The sequence below is a fragment of the Brevundimonas nasdae genome, from assembly GCF_019395145.1.
Taxonomy (GTDB): domain Bacteria; phylum Pseudomonadota; class Alphaproteobacteria; order Caulobacterales; family Caulobacteraceae; genus Brevundimonas; species Brevundimonas nasdae.
Genome location: NZ_CP080034.1, coordinates 835,498 through 850,499, shown reverse-complemented (window position 1 = coordinate 850,499; position 15,002 = coordinate 835,498). Strand labels below are relative to the sequence as shown.

The 15,002-nt window shown below is 65.6% G+C and carries 11 protein-coding genes and 1 tRNA gene; 4 read left to right on the top strand and 8 right to left on the bottom strand.

Going from position 1 to position 15,002, the window contains the following annotated elements:
- Positions 1 to 25: 25 nt before the first annotated feature.
- The 6 genes from KWG56_RS04180 to KWG56_RS04155 form a co-directional block, all read right to left on the bottom strand.
- Positions 26 to 1,393: a lanthionine synthetase LanC family protein gene (locus tag KWG56_RS04180; protein ID WP_219353842.1), complete on the bottom strand. Its 1,368-nt coding sequence runs from the start codon at positions 1,391 to 1,393 to the stop codon at positions 26 to 28.
- A gap of 12 nt (positions 1,394 to 1,405) precedes the next feature.
- Positions 1,406 to 4,300, bottom strand: coding sequence for a TonB-dependent receptor (locus KWG56_RS04175; RefSeq protein ID WP_219353841.1), 2,895 nt, complete (start codon positions 4,298 to 4,300; stop codon positions 1,406 to 1,408).
- Positions 4,301 to 4,458: 158 nt separating this feature from the next.
- Positions 4,459 to 5,556, bottom strand: a complete 1,098-nt coding sequence (locus KWG56_RS04170) for a membrane dipeptidase (RefSeq protein ID WP_219353840.1) — start codon at positions 5,554 to 5,556, stop codon at positions 4,459 to 4,461.
- A gap of 590 nt (positions 5,557 to 6,146) precedes the next feature.
- Positions 6,147 to 6,221 (bottom strand) — tRNA-Val (locus KWG56_RS04165).
- 56 nt (positions 6,222 to 6,277) lie between these two features.
- Positions 6,278 to 7,567, bottom strand: a complete 1,290-nt coding sequence (locus tag KWG56_RS04160; RefSeq protein WP_219353839.1) for a dicarboxylate/amino acid:cation symporter — start codon at positions 7,565 to 7,567, stop codon at positions 6,278 to 6,280.
- Between the two features lie 113 nt (positions 7,568 to 7,680).
- Positions 7,681 to 8,394, bottom strand: coding sequence for an HAD-IA family hydrolase (locus KWG56_RS04155; RefSeq protein ID WP_219353838.1), 714 nt, complete (start codon positions 8,392 to 8,394; stop codon positions 7,681 to 7,683).
- Between the two features lie 64 nt (positions 8,395 to 8,458).
- Between KWG56_RS04155 and glmU the strand changes: the two genes are divergently transcribed.
- Positions 8,459 to 9,811: a bifunctional UDP-N-acetylglucosamine diphosphorylase/glucosamine-1-phosphate N-acetyltransferase GlmU gene (gene glmU / locus KWG56_RS04150; RefSeq protein WP_219353837.1), complete on the top strand. Its 1,353-nt coding sequence runs from the start codon at positions 8,459 to 8,461 to the stop codon at positions 9,809 to 9,811.
- 6 nt (positions 9,812 to 9,817) lie between these two features.
- Here glmU and KWG56_RS04145 read toward each other — a convergent pair whose 3' ends face one another.
- Positions 9,818 to 10,513 (bottom strand): SseB family protein, encoded by a 696-nt coding sequence (locus KWG56_RS04145; RefSeq protein WP_219353836.1) that lies wholly within the window; start codon positions 10,511 to 10,513, stop codon positions 9,818 to 9,820.
- Positions 10,514 to 10,618: 105 nt separating this feature from the next.
- Here KWG56_RS04145 and rpiA point away from each other — a divergent pair, with 105 nt between their 5' ends.
- Entirely contained in the window at positions 10,619 to 11,305 is a 687-nt protein-coding gene (gene rpiA, locus KWG56_RS04140; RefSeq protein WP_201100780.1) for a ribose-5-phosphate isomerase RpiA, read from the top strand.
- Between the two features lie 133 nt (positions 11,306 to 11,438).
- The gene (gene gor / locus KWG56_RS04135) at positions 11,439 to 12,821 is read left to right on the top strand and encodes a glutathione-disulfide reductase (RefSeq protein WP_219353835.1); all 1,383 of its coding nucleotides are present in this window, start codon (positions 11,439 to 11,441) and stop codon (positions 12,819 to 12,821) included.
- A 5-nt stretch (positions 12,822 to 12,826) separates the two neighbouring features.
- Here gor and KWG56_RS04130 read toward each other — a convergent pair whose 3' ends face one another.
- A complete protein-coding gene (locus tag KWG56_RS04130) occupies positions 12,827 to 14,374 on the bottom strand; it encodes a carboxylesterase/lipase family protein (RefSeq protein ID WP_244999625.1) in 1,548 nt (515 codons plus the stop codon).
- A gap of 249 nt (positions 14,375 to 14,623) precedes the next feature.
- On the opposite strand from KWG56_RS04130, the gene KWG56_RS04125 reads away from it, so the two are divergent.
- Positions 14,624 to 15,001, top strand: a complete 378-nt coding sequence (locus KWG56_RS04125) for a response regulator (RefSeq protein WP_219353834.1) — start codon at positions 14,624 to 14,626, stop codon at positions 14,999 to 15,001.
- Position 15,002 lies beyond the last annotated feature (1 nt).

Here is a 15,002-nt window from a genome sequence, read left to right as displayed (position 1 = left end):
CCGTGCATCAGAGATGGACTTCCCCCTAAATCAGCGTGCGGAACGGCGTGTCCGGCAGGGGGAATTCCCACGGCTTGTCCTGCTCCAGCGCGTGCAGTTGCAGGAACAGCAGACCCAGGCCTGATGCGCCCTGCATAAGTCCGGTCTGGGCGACCAGATTTTCAGGCTGGGTGCGATGTTCGGCCTGGAGCCACGACAGCCGCTCTCCATCTCGTGTGGCGCGGCGCAGGGTGTCGCCGATGATGGGTTCGATGGCGCCGGTCGTCGCCTCGGTTCGCCAGTAACGGGTCAGGTCGATGTAGTGCTGAGCGATGCCTGCGTTGCCGCAGCACTGGCTGACATTGTTCCAGTAGCCCGCGCTGGGCTGGAGCGGCGCACCGGTGTGCTTCAGCCCCGTCGTCAGGGCGTCCACCCAGGCGGCATGGGCCGGATCGCGCGTGATCTGATGCATTTTGTAGAACAAACGCGCCGTGCCCGCCGGGCCGTGACACCAGCCGACATAGAACCGGTCCAGCCCCCCGTCCTCGCGGTGGAAGATCAGGGCGCCGCCATCCTTGCGCGCGGCGATGCTGTCCAGATAGGCAGCGCCGTCCAATGCGGCCTTCAGATATTCAGGCTTGCCCGTCGCCTGATGCAGTTCGGCCAGATAATAGGCCACCCCCGCCGTGCCATGAGAGAAGTTTGGGAAGTTCAGGCCGCTCTCACGGCTGGCCCGCCACAGCACCCCGACCGGCGCAGGCTCGCCCAAGGCGATCAACCGTCGCCCCGTCTTTTCGGCGGCCTCGATCAGAACCGGATCATTCCATTCCCGGCCATAGCGCAGCAGCACCAGACCCACACCTGAACCGCCCGAGACGATGTCTGGTGAATCTGACCATTCGACACCGCCCGGCGCATCCTGGGCGCCCCGCACAATGTCGTGGGCGATCTGTTTGGCCGCGCCCAGCCATTCGGCCTCGCCCGTCGCCTTGTGCAGATCGGCCAGAACATGAACCAGCCCCGCGCGTCCCGTGTAGAGGCCTGCGTCCAGATCAGAGCCGGGGACCGCTGCATCGGCAATCAGTCCCCTGGCCCCTTTTCGCGCCTTGTCCAGCCAGACCGGCTCACTGGAATAGCGGCCCAGGGCCGTGAAGAAGGCGACGATCCCCGCCGACCCGGAATAGAGGGATGGGCTGAGCGCGTCGGGCGTCAGGGGATCAGCGGGCCAGCGCACGGCGCCCGCTGCATCCTGTTGCGCGCTGGCGTCGATCCAGCGCGCGCTGCGTTTGGCCAGATCAATATAATCCAGCTTTCCGCCCGTCCCGACAGCCTGCGCCAGCACCACGCCGGGCAACAGACTGAGGCCAAGCCCCAGCGCCGCCCGACCTGCAAATCCGCGTCTGGTGAGGATCATCGCCGTCATCCCTTAGAACCGATACCGGACGCCGGCGAAGAAGCGGCGGCCATAGGGGTCGTATTCCTTGGCGCTCTCAACGCCGACGACGTTGGAGGCGAAGCCGGTCGGCAGCAGCGGCGGCGTCTTGTTGAACAGGTTGTTGATGCCTGCGTACAACTCCAGGCCGCTTTCCTGCAGGTCATAGCGGACCTGCAGATCGTGATAGAGCACGTTCGGCACAGTGTTCAGCTGCGCCAGATAAGCCTGGTCCGGTCCTGCAGGCGGCGTCCAGTCCAGACGGTCGCGGATCGCGCCCAGCCATGTGACCTGCCAGCTGGCGCTGAAGGCGCCCGCATCATAGGTCAGACGGGCGTTGCCGCGGTTCTTGTAACCGCTGCCCAGACGCCCTTCGGCAAACAGCTGGCCCAGATTCTGCTCCAGCGGCGCGCCCTCGAACGAGGTCTTCTCCATCGACAGCAGACGTGTGTAGAGCACGTTCAGGCTCAGGCTGTCGCCCGCCAGAAGGCCCACCTCATGGCGATAGCCCAGGTTGAAGTCGATGCCGCTGGTCTCGATCTCGGCGACATTGACCAGACGGGTGTTGATGCGGCGCAGCTTGCCGTTCGGGAACCGCTCAACCGCATTGCAGTAGAAGGGATCAGCAGTGGAGATGCAGCGGTCGACGACGATCTGCGCCGGCAGGGCGCCGATGGCGTTGTCGATCTTGATGTCGAAATAGTCGGCCGAGAAGTGGAAGCCCGGGATGTAGCTGGGCGTATAGACGCCGCCGATGGTCAGGGTCTTGGCGGTTTCTTCGCGCAGGTCGGGATTGCCGCCCTGCTGGACGCTCATCCAGTTGATGTCGAAGGCGGTGTAGGTCAGCGTGCCGCCATTGTCGGCAGCTTCGACCAGCAAGCCGGGAATGGCGCGGCAGGTCGCGTCCTGCGGGCGGGTGCTGGTCGCCGATGTGCCGTTGCAGGGGTCGATGACGGTCGAGCCATTGGCCCCGCCCGACACCGCCGCATAGAGTTCCGAAATGTTCGGTGCGCGGTTGGCCTCGGCATAGTTGGCGCGCAGCTTGACGCCCTTGACCGGGGTGTATTCCAGACCAGCGTTCCAGCTCAGCGTGCCGCCGACCGTCGAATAGTCGGAGTAACGCGCCGCCGCGTTGAAGCCCAGATAGTCGGCGAAGCGAACACCCGCCAGCAGGGGCACATGGACCTCGCCGAAGACTTCGGAAACGGTGAAGCGTCCGAACAGGTCGTCCTGTTTGCCGCTGGTGCCATTGCCCGCATTGGTGATCGGGTCCCAGTCGGTCGAGCTGCGCTCGCGGCGGTGCTCGGCGCCGATGGCCAGTTGCACCCGACCCGCAGGCAGGTCGAACAGACCGCCCGTGGCGCTGGCGCTGAAGACCTGCTGCTCATTGTCGATCTCGACCCAGCGCGGCACGATCACATAGGCGCTGCTTTCGGCCGAGACGGTGTCGAAGCCGAACAGGTTGATCGGCACACATCCGGCCGCACGCGCCGCCGGGTCACGGCAGACGATCTTGTTCGTCGCGGAATCGACGATGGAATCCAGCGCCTGAACATATTTGGTGGCGTCGATGTCCTGGGAATGCGTGGAATCCTGCATCCGGCCATAGACGTAGGACAGCTCGTAGCTCCAGTCGCCGCGCAGGTCGCCACGCACGCCGGTGGCGATGCGATAGGTCTCGCGTTCAGCCTGGTTGCTGCGGTCATAGACCTCGTTCTGACGGCGGCGGAACTGGATGCCGGTGATGTCATTGGCGGGGTTGGCGTCGCTGTTGCGCGCGTCGATGATGCTGCGGATCGACGCCGGGATATAGGCGTTGGTGATCGGCATCCCCGGCTGGCCGTTCTTGTAGATGAAGCTCCAGTCGAACGAATAGGCTTCCAGCAGCGCCGAGGACGTCACCTTCGACCAGGTCGGTTCGAAGAAGAAGGTCGCGTGGTCGTTCAGGCGATAGCTGGCATTGGCCGAGACCAGCGTCCGCTCCACCGGCAGCGAGATGCGCCGATCCCAGTTGCGGTTGTAGGCCAGCTCCTGCGGGAAGCCGAGGACGACATTATTGTCGTGGTCGAAGGTGAAGACCTGGGCGCTGCCGTTGGCGGTGCGAAGGTCGAACCGGCCTTGCGCCGGGAAGGAGCTGTAGGCGGGCACGCCCACGGTCGCCCACGACCGATCTTCACGCGACAGAGCACGGTCGCGCGAAAGGACACCTTTTTCGGAATCGTGAGTGACATTGACGGCCACGTGACCGCGATCATCCGGGCCGAACGCATGGCCGCCGGTGACGCTGAACAGATAGCGTTCATTGTCCTTGTAATCGCTGATGCCGTATTCGGCGCGGGCGGTCAGACCCTCGAACTTGTCCTTCAGGATGAAGTTGACCACGCCCGAAATGGCGTCCGAACCATAGACAGCCGAGGCGCCGCCAGTCACCACCTCGACCCGGTCGATGAAGTCGGTCGGGATGTTGTTCAGGTCCACCGCCGAAGTGCCGGCGAATCCTGGCACGAAGCGGCGGCCGTTCACCAGAACCAGGGTGCGGCTGGGGCCCAGGTTACGCAGGTCCACCGTCGCGCCGCCATTGCCCGACGAGCTGAAGTTGGAGTTGGCGCGCGTCGTGCCGACACCCACCTGCGGCAGTTCGCGCAGCACGTCCTGAATGTTGGAGGCGCCGGACTGGGCGATGGTTTCGCTGGTCACCACGGCGATGGGCGTGGCGGCTTCCAGGTCAGGGCGGGCGATGCGCGAGCCGGTGACCACGATGGTGTCGACCGAGGCGGGTTCGTTTGCATCCGCCGATTGGGCGAAGGCGGCGCCGCTGATGGCAAAGGCGGTGGTCAGGGTCGCAACACCCGCCAGCAAGGCGGTTTGGCGACGGCGAACGTAGTTCATTCTTATCCCCGTTGATGGCCGCATCTGTTCAGCGCCGGGACGGGAGAGGACGTCACAGCTCGGGCGCCGGTGCGGACACGACGCCGTCTTGGATTTTCAAAGGTCTTGCCTTGGCCCGGCCGCGACGCCGCGCTGCGTGTTTCGTTGTGACGCTCAGGTCATTTCAGGTTGTCCTTGAAGAACCTGAGCCAGTTTTCACCGACGATCTTTTCTGCGTCGGCGGGGGCGAAGCCGTCGTCCAGCAGGGCCTGATGGATCAGGGCCATGCGGCCGATGACGTTCAGTTCGGGAATGACGGCGTGCTGCGGCTCGGGCCCGAAGCCGGGAATGCCGCGCGCATTATTGCCCCGCCACCAACGCTGATAGCCGGCCATATCCTCGGAATAGTTCTGGAACGGCTTGCCCGTCGCGCCCTTCAGCCCCGCCATCGCATAGTCGTTGGCGATCCCCACGGCGTCGATGCCCCCGATGTTCACCGCATGGCGGATGTGGGCGACATAGTGGGCTGTAGTGGGGACATGGTCTTCGGTCAGCCAGAAGCTCATCATGAAGACGCCGAACACGCCGCCATTGTCGGCGACCGCGCGGATCATGGCGTCGGTCGCCGCGCGCGGGTGCGCCAGCAGACTGCGGCAGGCGCCGTGCGACAGGATCACCGGCGTGCTGGATCGCTGGATCGTCTCCAGCGCCGTCGCTTCGGAGGCGTGCGACACGTCCGGGATCAGGCCGATGCGGTTCATCTCCGACACGCCTTCGCGGCCCAGATCCGACAGGCCCCGCCCCGTGCGCTCGTCCACATAGGAGGTGGCGAAGGCGTTGCTCTCGTTATGCGTCAACTGCAGGATCCGCAGCGACTTGTCGCGGAAATAGCCGATACGCGACAGGTCCGTGCCGATCGGTTCGCAGCCCTGGAACTGGAACACAGCCGCCTTGTCCGGGCCTTTCAGATCATCCGCCGTCAGGGCGACGCGCAGACCGGGGAAGTCGGTCTTGATGCGCTGGGACGCGGCATCGATGCTGCGGTCGCACAGTTCGAACTTGCGATGATAGAAGGGCAGGCCCGACGCATCCACGTCCATCTCGCCCAGGGATACGTCGCAGATGAAGGCGTCCAGGCCCGACAGCCGGACATCGTTCGGATCATCCGGCAGGAAGCTCATGCCGTCGATATAGGTCGCGTGGCGATGCGTCTCGGCCTGCTGACGCGCGATCGCCGGACCAGCCGCCGCCCCTGCCGCCAGTGCCGCGGCGGACATCAGGAACCGTCGACGCCCTAGAAAATCTGAACTCGATGTACTCAACGCTTTGTCGCCTCAACAAGGGCGAAACCACCCGGTTTTCGCCACAAGCGGCCGCAAATCCACCTTCCGCCGAAACTTCGCAAATTAGGAATTCTGTCGCTTCAAACAGCTTAGCTGCCGACGCAATCACGAGTTGGAGACCGCCTCACAAGGGCTCCATCCAGATGTTTGATATGCTCCGAGAATGATCAACGCCGGCTCGTGGAGACACGCCATAGTGGTGGATTATGTCCAACCTCGATTCAGCGGGCTGCCTCGTTTTTACGACGACGGTTGATCAAAGACGGTCGAAATGAGGGGGATTTTTGAGCAGGGAAAACTGGACTCACAGCGCCGGACGCAAGGCTGCGAGAACGCACGAAATCCAATGCGCCGTTACGAAACACATCGGAATCGGAAAAGCCGCCTGAACAGTTTTCGAAATGGCGGAAAGATCAGGGCCGCCTCAATGCCGCCCCCGCGGCGCATTCACTCGCCGCACGCAGTTAAAGCCCGCCTGCGCGGTGTGCGAAAACTGCAACCTAATGGTACGGTTCGGAAGGAAGTGGTGGACGCGACAGGGATTGAACCTGTGACCCCCTCGGTGTGAACGAGGTGCTCTCCCGCTGAGCTACGCGTCCTTGCCTTGCGGAGGCGGCGATGTAGCCCGCTCCTCCGCGCCGCGCAAGCGTCCGTTTCAGATTCCTGCGGCTTTCACCGTTTCGGCGGTGTCCGCGTCCGGATCGCCGGGCAGCCAGGCCACGTGGCCGTTGTAGATGTCTTCGTTCAGGATGCCCTCTTCCTTGGCCACCAGGACCGGCACGACCATCTGGCCGGTCACATTGGTCGCGGTGCGCATCATGTCGATGATGCGGTCGATGGCGACGATATAGCCGATGCCTTCCAGCGGCAGGCCCGCAGTGGACAGGGTCAGGGTCAGCATGACGATGGAGGTGCCCGGCACGCCCGCCGTGCCCAGCGATCCCAGAACCGCCGTCAGGCCGATCAGGACGTACTGGGTGATCGTCAGGTCGATCTTGAAATACTGGGCGATGAAGATCGCCGCGATGGCCGGATAGATGGCGCCGCAGCCGTCCATCTTCACATTGGCGCCCAGCGGCACGGCGAAGGCGGCGTAGGCTTGCGGCACGCCCAGACGCTCGACCGTCTGGCGCAGGGTGATCGGCAGGGTGCCCAGCGACGACGAGGTGGCGAAGGCGGTCTGTTGGGCCGCGAAGGCGCCGCGGAAGAAGCTGCGGACCTTCAGGCCGTGCAGCTTCAGCAGGCCCGAATAGACGATCAGGATGTGGAACAGACAGGCCGCATAGATGGCGGCGATGAACTTCAGCAGCGGCAGCAGGGCCTCCCAGCCGTAACCGCCGACCACCGAACCGATCAGGCCGAACACGCCGATGGGCGTCAGCTGGATCACCCAGCGGGTGATGCGGAAGACGACAGCCGCGCCTTCGTCCACCAGCCGCCGAACGCCCTGCGCCCGGTCGCCCAGGGCCACCAGCGCCATGCCGACCAGGGCCGAGAAGAAGATGATCTGCAGCACCTTGCCCTCGGCCAGGGCCGCGAACGGGTTGCGCGGCACCACGCCGATCAGAACCTCAAGCGGGGTCGGGATAACCCGCTCCTTAACCTCGCCCAGCGGCAGGTTGGACAGGCCCACGCCCGGATTGATGACATGGCCGAACGCAAAGCCGACCAGAACTGCCAAGAGAGATGTGATGGCGAACCAGACGATGGTGCGCACGCCCAGCCGCACGGCCCCCGCCCCCTCGCCCAGCTTGGCGATGGAGCTGGCGATGGTGAACAGCACCAGGGGCGCGACCACCATGCGGATCAGGTTCAGATAGACGTCGCCGATCGGCTGGAGCCAGACCTCGGCCTTTTCTCGCAGTATCAGTCCAGCAAGGATGCCCAGGGCGAAACCTGCGGCTGTGCGTTGCCACAGGGGGATCTTGAAGAAGCGGGCGAGCATGGACGTACTTTCAAAACAGTGCGCCAATCTGTCGATTGCGCCCGCAATCCGCAACCGCGACGGCGCGGGTTCGGGCCGCAGTTTTTCTGCAACCCACCCTCAGTTTTTCTACATCAGCCCCTCAGCGCCTTCAGGACGTAGAAGTCGGACAGGATGCCGTCGATGGCCTCCTCCACGTCCTCGAAGGCGTCGATCAGGACGTCGCCCCCCAGGGTCTCGACCGGCACGGGGGTGTAGCCGAACGTGGTCAGGATGCAGGGCATGCCTGCGTCCCGCGCGGCCCCGGCGTCAGGGGCTGCGTCACCGACCATGATGGCGCGCTCGGGATCGCCCCCCGCCTGGGCCACGGCCTCTTTCAGATGCGCGCCGGAGGGTTTGCGGGCGCTGACACGGTCAGGGCCGACGATGGCGGCGAAATGCCGGGCCAGGTCCAGCTTCTGCAACAGCAGTTCGGACAGGTCCGACCGCTTGTTGGTGGCCACCACCAGAAGGGCGCCGCGCTCGGTCAGACGCTCAAGCGTTTCCACCACGCCTTCGAACGGCTGGCTGCCGTCGGCGATATGGGCGGAGTAGTCGGTCAGGAAACGCTGGAACAGTTCGTCGGATTTCGCCCGCTCGACCGATGCGCCTGCCGCCTCGAAGCCGTGAACCAGCAGGGCCCGCGCGCCGGAGCCGATCAGCTTTTGCGCCTCCTCCATCGCGACGGGCGCAAGACCTTCCTCGACCAGCAGACGGTTCAGGGTTCCGATCAGGTCCGGCGCGGAATCGACCAGCGTCCCATCCAGATCAAAGGCGATGGTCCAGCCTTCCAGGTCGCGATCAGTCATCCATATCTCCCGCTGGCCCGCATGATGGGCTAGATCGGGACACGACTAGACGCCGGGACGATTCATGACCAGCCAGACACGCGCTCGCGCCGCAATCATTCTCGCCGCCGGGCAAGGCACGCGAATGAAATCGCCGCTGCCCAAGGTGCTGCATCCGGTCGGCGGCCGGGCAATTCTGGACCACGCCATCGACGCCGCCGAGGCGCTGGGGTGCGAACGGATCGTGGTGGTGGTCGGCGTGCATTCGCCAGAGGTCCGCGCCCATGTTGCCAAACGGCTGGGCGACGCCGCCATCGCGGTTCAGGACCCGCCGCTGGGCACTGGTCACGCCGTGCGCGCGGCGGAACCGGCTCTGGCCGGTTTCGAGGGCGAGGTGGTCGTGACCTATGGCGACGTGCCGTTGTTGAAGGCCGCCGACATCGAACCCGTCTTCGGATCGGCCGGGGTGACCGTCATCGGCTTTGAGGCGCGCGATCCCGGCGCCTACGGGCGGTTGATCATCGACGGCGAAACCCTGACCGCCATCACAGAGGCCAAGGAGGCGTCTCCCGAGGTTCTGGCCGTCACCGCCTGCAATTCCGGCGTCATGGCTGCGCCTGCCAGGCTGTTGTTCTCGCTGCTGGCTGAGGTCAGGAACGACAACGCCAAGGGCGAATACTATCTGACCGACGTGGTCGAACTGGCCCGGAAAGCCGACCACCCGACCCGCGCCGTCTTCGCAGCCGAAGACGCCGTGATGGGCGTCAACGCCCAGGGCGAACTGGCCCAGGCCGAAGCCCTGTTCCAGAAGGTGCAGCGCGAGACCTTCCTGGCCGCGGGCGTGACCATGAGCGCGCCGGACACCGTCTACTTCGCCTGGGACACCGAGATCGGCGGCGGAACGGTGATCGAACCGTTCGTCGTCTTCGGCCCCGGCGCCCGCATCGAAGGCGGCGCCCGCATCCGCAGCTTCAGCCATATCGAGGGCGCCCGCGTCGCATCCGGCGCCGAGGTCGGCCCCTATGCCCGCCTGCGCCCCGGCGCAGACCTGTCCACGGGGGTCAAGGTCGGCAACTTCGTCGAGGTGAAGAACGTCAAGCTGGGCGAAGGCGCCAAGGCCAACCATCTGGCCTATCTGGGCGACGGCGCAGTCGGCGCGGGCGCGAACATCGGCGCAGGCACGATCTTCTGCAACTACGACGGCTTCAACAAGGCCCGCACCGAGGTCGGAGACGGCGCCTTCATCGGCTCGAACTCCAGCCTGGTCGCCCCGGTCACCATCGGCGCCGGGGCCATCGTCGCCTCCGGCTCCGTGATCACCAAGGACGTGCCCGCAGACGCCCTCGCCTTCGGCCGCGCCCGTCAGGCCTTCAAGCCGGACGCCGGCGCCGCCTTCCGCGAGAAGGCAAAGGCTGCGAAGGCGGCCGGTAAAGACTGACCCGGATCAGATGATCCTGATGCCTGCGCCGACCGCGTCGGACGCGGGACCAATGAGCAGGTCCAGATGCTCGCCGTCGAAGTTCAGACCTTCGACGCCCGCCTCGACGCGTTTGCGTACGGCGGGAATCTCGAGATCGCCGTAAACCTCCATCCGCCAGCCCGTTTCGCCGGTCGTGCGGTCACGCGTTCTGGCCAGCCAGGCTGAGCTGATCGAAGGATGGTCAAGGGCGTCTTTCATTCGGGCCACCAGAGCCGATGGCACGGGATCGGGCGTCGTCAACTCGATATTGGGATCTTCCACGGTCGGCTGGGCAGTGCCTGCGCTCGCCAGAATGGCCGCGATGTCGGCGGGCGACAGGACCAGCCCCTTCTCCTGACCGGGGTTCAGCACGATCCACCCGCCGACGAAGGCCTCGAGCAGATGGCGGCCGCGAATGGCCATGCTGGCGGGTTCGCCGAACAGGGCCGTGGCGAAGTCCGTTCGGGTGAAGGCGGCCGTCGCCTGATGCCCTTCCTGCAGGACGATGCCGTTCAGGCGGAACGGCGCATCACGTCCCAGAACCACGCCGTCTGCCGGTTTTCCGCCGGTCGGAGACACATAGAGTTCGGCGGCCAGCAGGGCCGTCTCCACACCGCCCTGCCGCGATGGGTCGGTGAAGGCAGCGTCCAGAGCGGCTTCCAACAGGTTCTTCGATGACACAGGCACACCTCGATCTGAAACTAACGGCGAGCGAATAGCACGAATGTCGTCCGCCCCAAGCCCTGCCCCCTTCACGCCTTTGCGCACAGCCCCTATGGAGCGGACATGAGCGCAGATGATCAAAAACGCCTTGCCGGCGAAGCCGCCGCCCAGCACGTCGAAGCGGGCATGATCGTGGGATTGGGCACCGGCTCGACCGCCGCCTGGTTCGTCAAGGCGCTGGCGGCGCGCAACCTGTCGGGCCTGCGTTGCGTGCCGACCTCGGAAAAGACGGCCGATCTGGCGCGTGAACTGGGCCTGACCCTGTCCACGCTGGAGGATACGCCGCGCATCGACCTGACCGTCGACGGCGCCGACGAGATCGGCCCCGGCCTGGCCCTGATCAAGGGCGGCGGTGCGGCCCTGCTGCGCGAGAAGCTGGTGTGGGAGGCGTCGGCGCGCTGCATCGTCATCGCTGACGCCGCCAAGGTGGTGCCCGTGCTGGGGACCTTCCCCCTGCCGATCGAGGTCGTCGCCTTCGGGCACAAGACCACCGGCAACCGCATCGCCGACGTGCTGGCCGATCACGACATCGCCGCCCCGGCCCGCGTGCGCCAGGCGGATCGTGGACTGGTCCGCACCGATGGCGGCAACCTGATCTATGACGCCGCCTGCAAGGCCATCACCGACCCGGCGCGTCTGGCCGACGACCTGAAACTGATCACAGGCGTCGTCGAACATGGCCTGTTCCTGGACCTGGCCGATCTGGCCATCATCGGCCACGACGACGACGTGGAGACCATCACGCCCTGAACCTTGCCGCGTCGTCCTTGTCCGGTCAGGCCTCGGCGCCTAAGTCGGGTCAGCGCTGCGGCCAGGCCCGGCGGATTTCAGACTATTCAGACGAATTGGACTCCTTTTTTCGGGTCCGATGCCGGAGCGCCCGATGACCACCTACGACTACGACCTCTTTGTCATCGGCGCCGGTTCGGGCGGGGTGCGGGCGGCGCGGCTGACGGCGCTGGACGGCAAAAAGGTGGCGGTGGCCGAGGAATACCGCGTCGGCGGCACATGCGTGATCCGCGGCTGCGTGCCCAAGAAGTTCATGGTCATGGCCTCCGAGGTCAGCCACGCGCTGGAGATCGCCGAGGGCTACGGCTGGTCGTTCGACAACGCCCGGTTCGACTGGCCCAAATTCCTTGAGGCCAAGGATGTCGAGATCGCCCGCCTGTCCGGCATCTACGCCGCCAACCTGGGCAAGGCGGGCGTCGAACTGGTCCACGGCCGCGCGGTGCTGAAGGACGCCCACACCGTCGAAATCATCGGCAAGAACCGCACCATCACCGCCGAGAAAATCCTGATCGCCACCGGCGGCCGCCCGTGGAAGCCGGAAAACCTGCCCGGCATCGAACACGCCATCACGTCCGAGGAAGCCTTCCACCTGCCCGAACTGCCCAAACGCATCCTGATTGCGGGCGGCGGCTATATCGCGGTGGAGTTCGCCGGCATCTTCGCCGGTCTGGGCGTCGAGACGACCCTGATCTATCGCGGGCCCAACATCCTGCGCGGCTTTGACGACGACGTGCGCGCCCATCTGGCGGCGGAAATCGAGAAACGCGGCATCAAGGTCATCCTGGGCTGCCAGCACCAGTCGATCGAAAAGACCGAGACCGGCCTGGTGAACCACCTGGAAAACGGCATGAAGCTGGAGGCGGACGTGGTCATGTTCGCCACCGGCCGCATTCCCTACGTCAAAGAACTGGGCCTGGAGCAGGCCGGGGTCGAATTGAACGATGAGGGCGCGATCAAGGTCGATCCCTATTCAAAGACGACGGCGCAAAACATCTGGGCCATCGGCGATGTGACGGACCGGATGAACCTGACGCCCGTGGCGATCCGCGAGGCCGTCGCCTTCCACCAGACCGTCTTCCGCGACAACCCCCAGCACTTCGACTACGAGGCCGTGGCCACCGGCGTCTTCAGCCAGCCCCCCGTCGGCGTGGTCGGCCTGACCGAGGCCGAGGCCCGCCGGTCCTGCTCGAACGGCGTTGATGTCTATGTCACCCGCTTCCGCCCGATGAAATACGCCTTCACCGGCTCGGACGAGCGGGTGCTGATGAAGCTGGTGGTCGACGCCGACAGCCAGCGCGTCGTCGGTGTTCATATCGTCGGCCCGGAAAGCCCCGAGATGATCCAGCTGGCCGCCATCGCCGTGAAGGCGGGCCTGACCAAGGCCCAGTGGGACGCGACCTGCGCCGTCCACCCGACCATGGCCGAGGAACTGGTCACCCTGAAGGAGAAACAGTCCGGCGCGACGTCGGCGGGCTGATCCCCTCAACGCCGGATGGTCACCACGGGCGGCGGCGTGCGCGGCCGCTCGCGGAAGCGTTCGATCAGGTCCAGCTTGGCCGTGTCCGGCACAGGCATGGCCTCTGGGCCCTCGTTGCTGAACATCATCAACTGGGTGTCCCCGCCCCGCGCCCTGGGCCACTCGGGCCGCCCGACGCCATTGGGATCGCCCGAGCGCGCAAAGGCTGTCCAATAGGCCATCATCGCCTCTGACGCGTTCCGGTCCACCTCCGTGACGGGATAGGGCAGCTTCGACAGGGTTCCGAACACATAGGGCCGCTCAATGGCGTGCGACGCGCCGCCGTGGGGTTCCGGATTGTCCGGCGAGGTGACGTCGAAACGATAAAGATAGGCCTCCCTGCCCGCCGCCGAATGCAGCCGCGCCAGCATCCGCGCGGGTTCGGAGAAGACGGCGTCGGTGATGAAACCCTTGTCGAACCCGTCCTGTCCGCCATAGGCGGCGACCAGCGAGGCACGCTCCAGCCAGGTCGTGTCGTCGTCGATCATGCCATAGCCGTTCCGGTCCGTAGGCCGCATCCACCAGAACTCGGCGCTGTTGGAGCCGATCATCATGGGCACAGGCGCCTGACGCCCCGCCTTGAACGCCGCCTCGATGGTCGAGGGCACGATCTTGCCGTCGATCAGGGTCAGGTCGCCATTGGCGAAAACGGGTGAAGGGGTCAGGAAGACCTGGGCCGGTGCGGCGCGCAGATCGGCGGCGGTGCGAAGTCCGGCGCCCAGCGCCCAGGCCTCGCCCCGTTCACGGGCGGACGGCAGGCCGCGCACGTCCTTGGCGTTCAATGGGGTCTGGAGCTCGCGACCCAGTCCCGACTGGATCACGGCCTTGTCAAACAGGCCGCGTGCGGGGGGCGAGATCATCAGGCGAGTGACGATGGCGCCGCCCGCCGACTCGCCGAAGATGGTCACATTGGCCGGATCGCCGCCGAAGGCCGCGATATTGCCCCGCACCCACTTCAGGGCCGCGATGACGTCCATCAGGCCGTAGTTGCCACCCGCCTCGCCCGCCGGGCGCTCCGCCGCCAAAAGAGGGTGATCAAAGAAGCCCAGTCGGCCCAGCCGATAGTTCAAGGTCACCACGACGACGCCGTCGCGGGCCAGATGCGTTCCGTCATACAGGGCCGCCGTGCCCGAACCATTGTTCAGGGCGCCGCCGTGGATCCACACCATGACCGGCGCAGGCTCCGTCGCTGTCACGGGCCGCCAAACATTCAGGTTCAGGCAGTCCTCGCTCATCGGCAGAGGACCGACGCCCGGGTCACCGCTGGGCGGAGGCTGGATGCACAGGGGACCATAGGTCGAGGCGTCGCGCTCGCCCCGCCATCTGGGTGCCGGACCAGGCGGGCGCCAACGACGCGCCCCCGCAGGCGATGCGGCGTAAGGAATGTTCTTGAAACTGGCCACTTCAGCATCCGCACGGCCCATGAGGGCGCCCTGCTGGATCTGAACTACGGGCTGCTCGGCTGTGGGCGCCATCATGAGGGAGAGGGTGGCGAAGATGCCGGCGATTGTCATCCGCGCTGATTAGCAAATCCTGCCGGCAGGCCAAGCTTGGCAGGAGCGCAGTTCAAAATTCTTGCAGCCGAACACCGGCGTCGACCGCAGCGGCATGGGGCGAACGGCTTGAACGACGCGGATGCCGCCCATCGAACAGTTTGATCGTCCGAAACTTTCGCCCTTGGCTGGCGAATTTCAGCGTTCTGGTTTACCCCCTACCGGATTGGTCGTGGAGCGAACTGTTCCACGCGACAGAACAGGCGTCGAATGACCCAAGCACTGAATGGCCGACGCGTGCTGGTGGTGGAGGACGAATCCCTCGTCGCCATGCTGCTGGAAACCATCCTTGAAGACATGGGCTGCACGCCTGTCGGACCCGCATCCAACATCGACGACGGCGAGGCGATGGCCCGCGACACCGTCGATCTGGACGCCGCCCTGCTGGACGTGAACGTCGCCGGTCGCCAGGTCTTCCCCGTCGCGGCCGCCCTGAAAGAACGCGGCGTGCCCTTCGTCTTCTCCACCGGATACGGCGAAGGCGGCCTGCCCGACGAATGGCGCGGCGTCACCACCATCCAGAAACCCTTCACCGAGGCCGCCGTCCGCGACGCCCTGATGAAGGCCATTGGCGTCGCCGAGGTCTGAT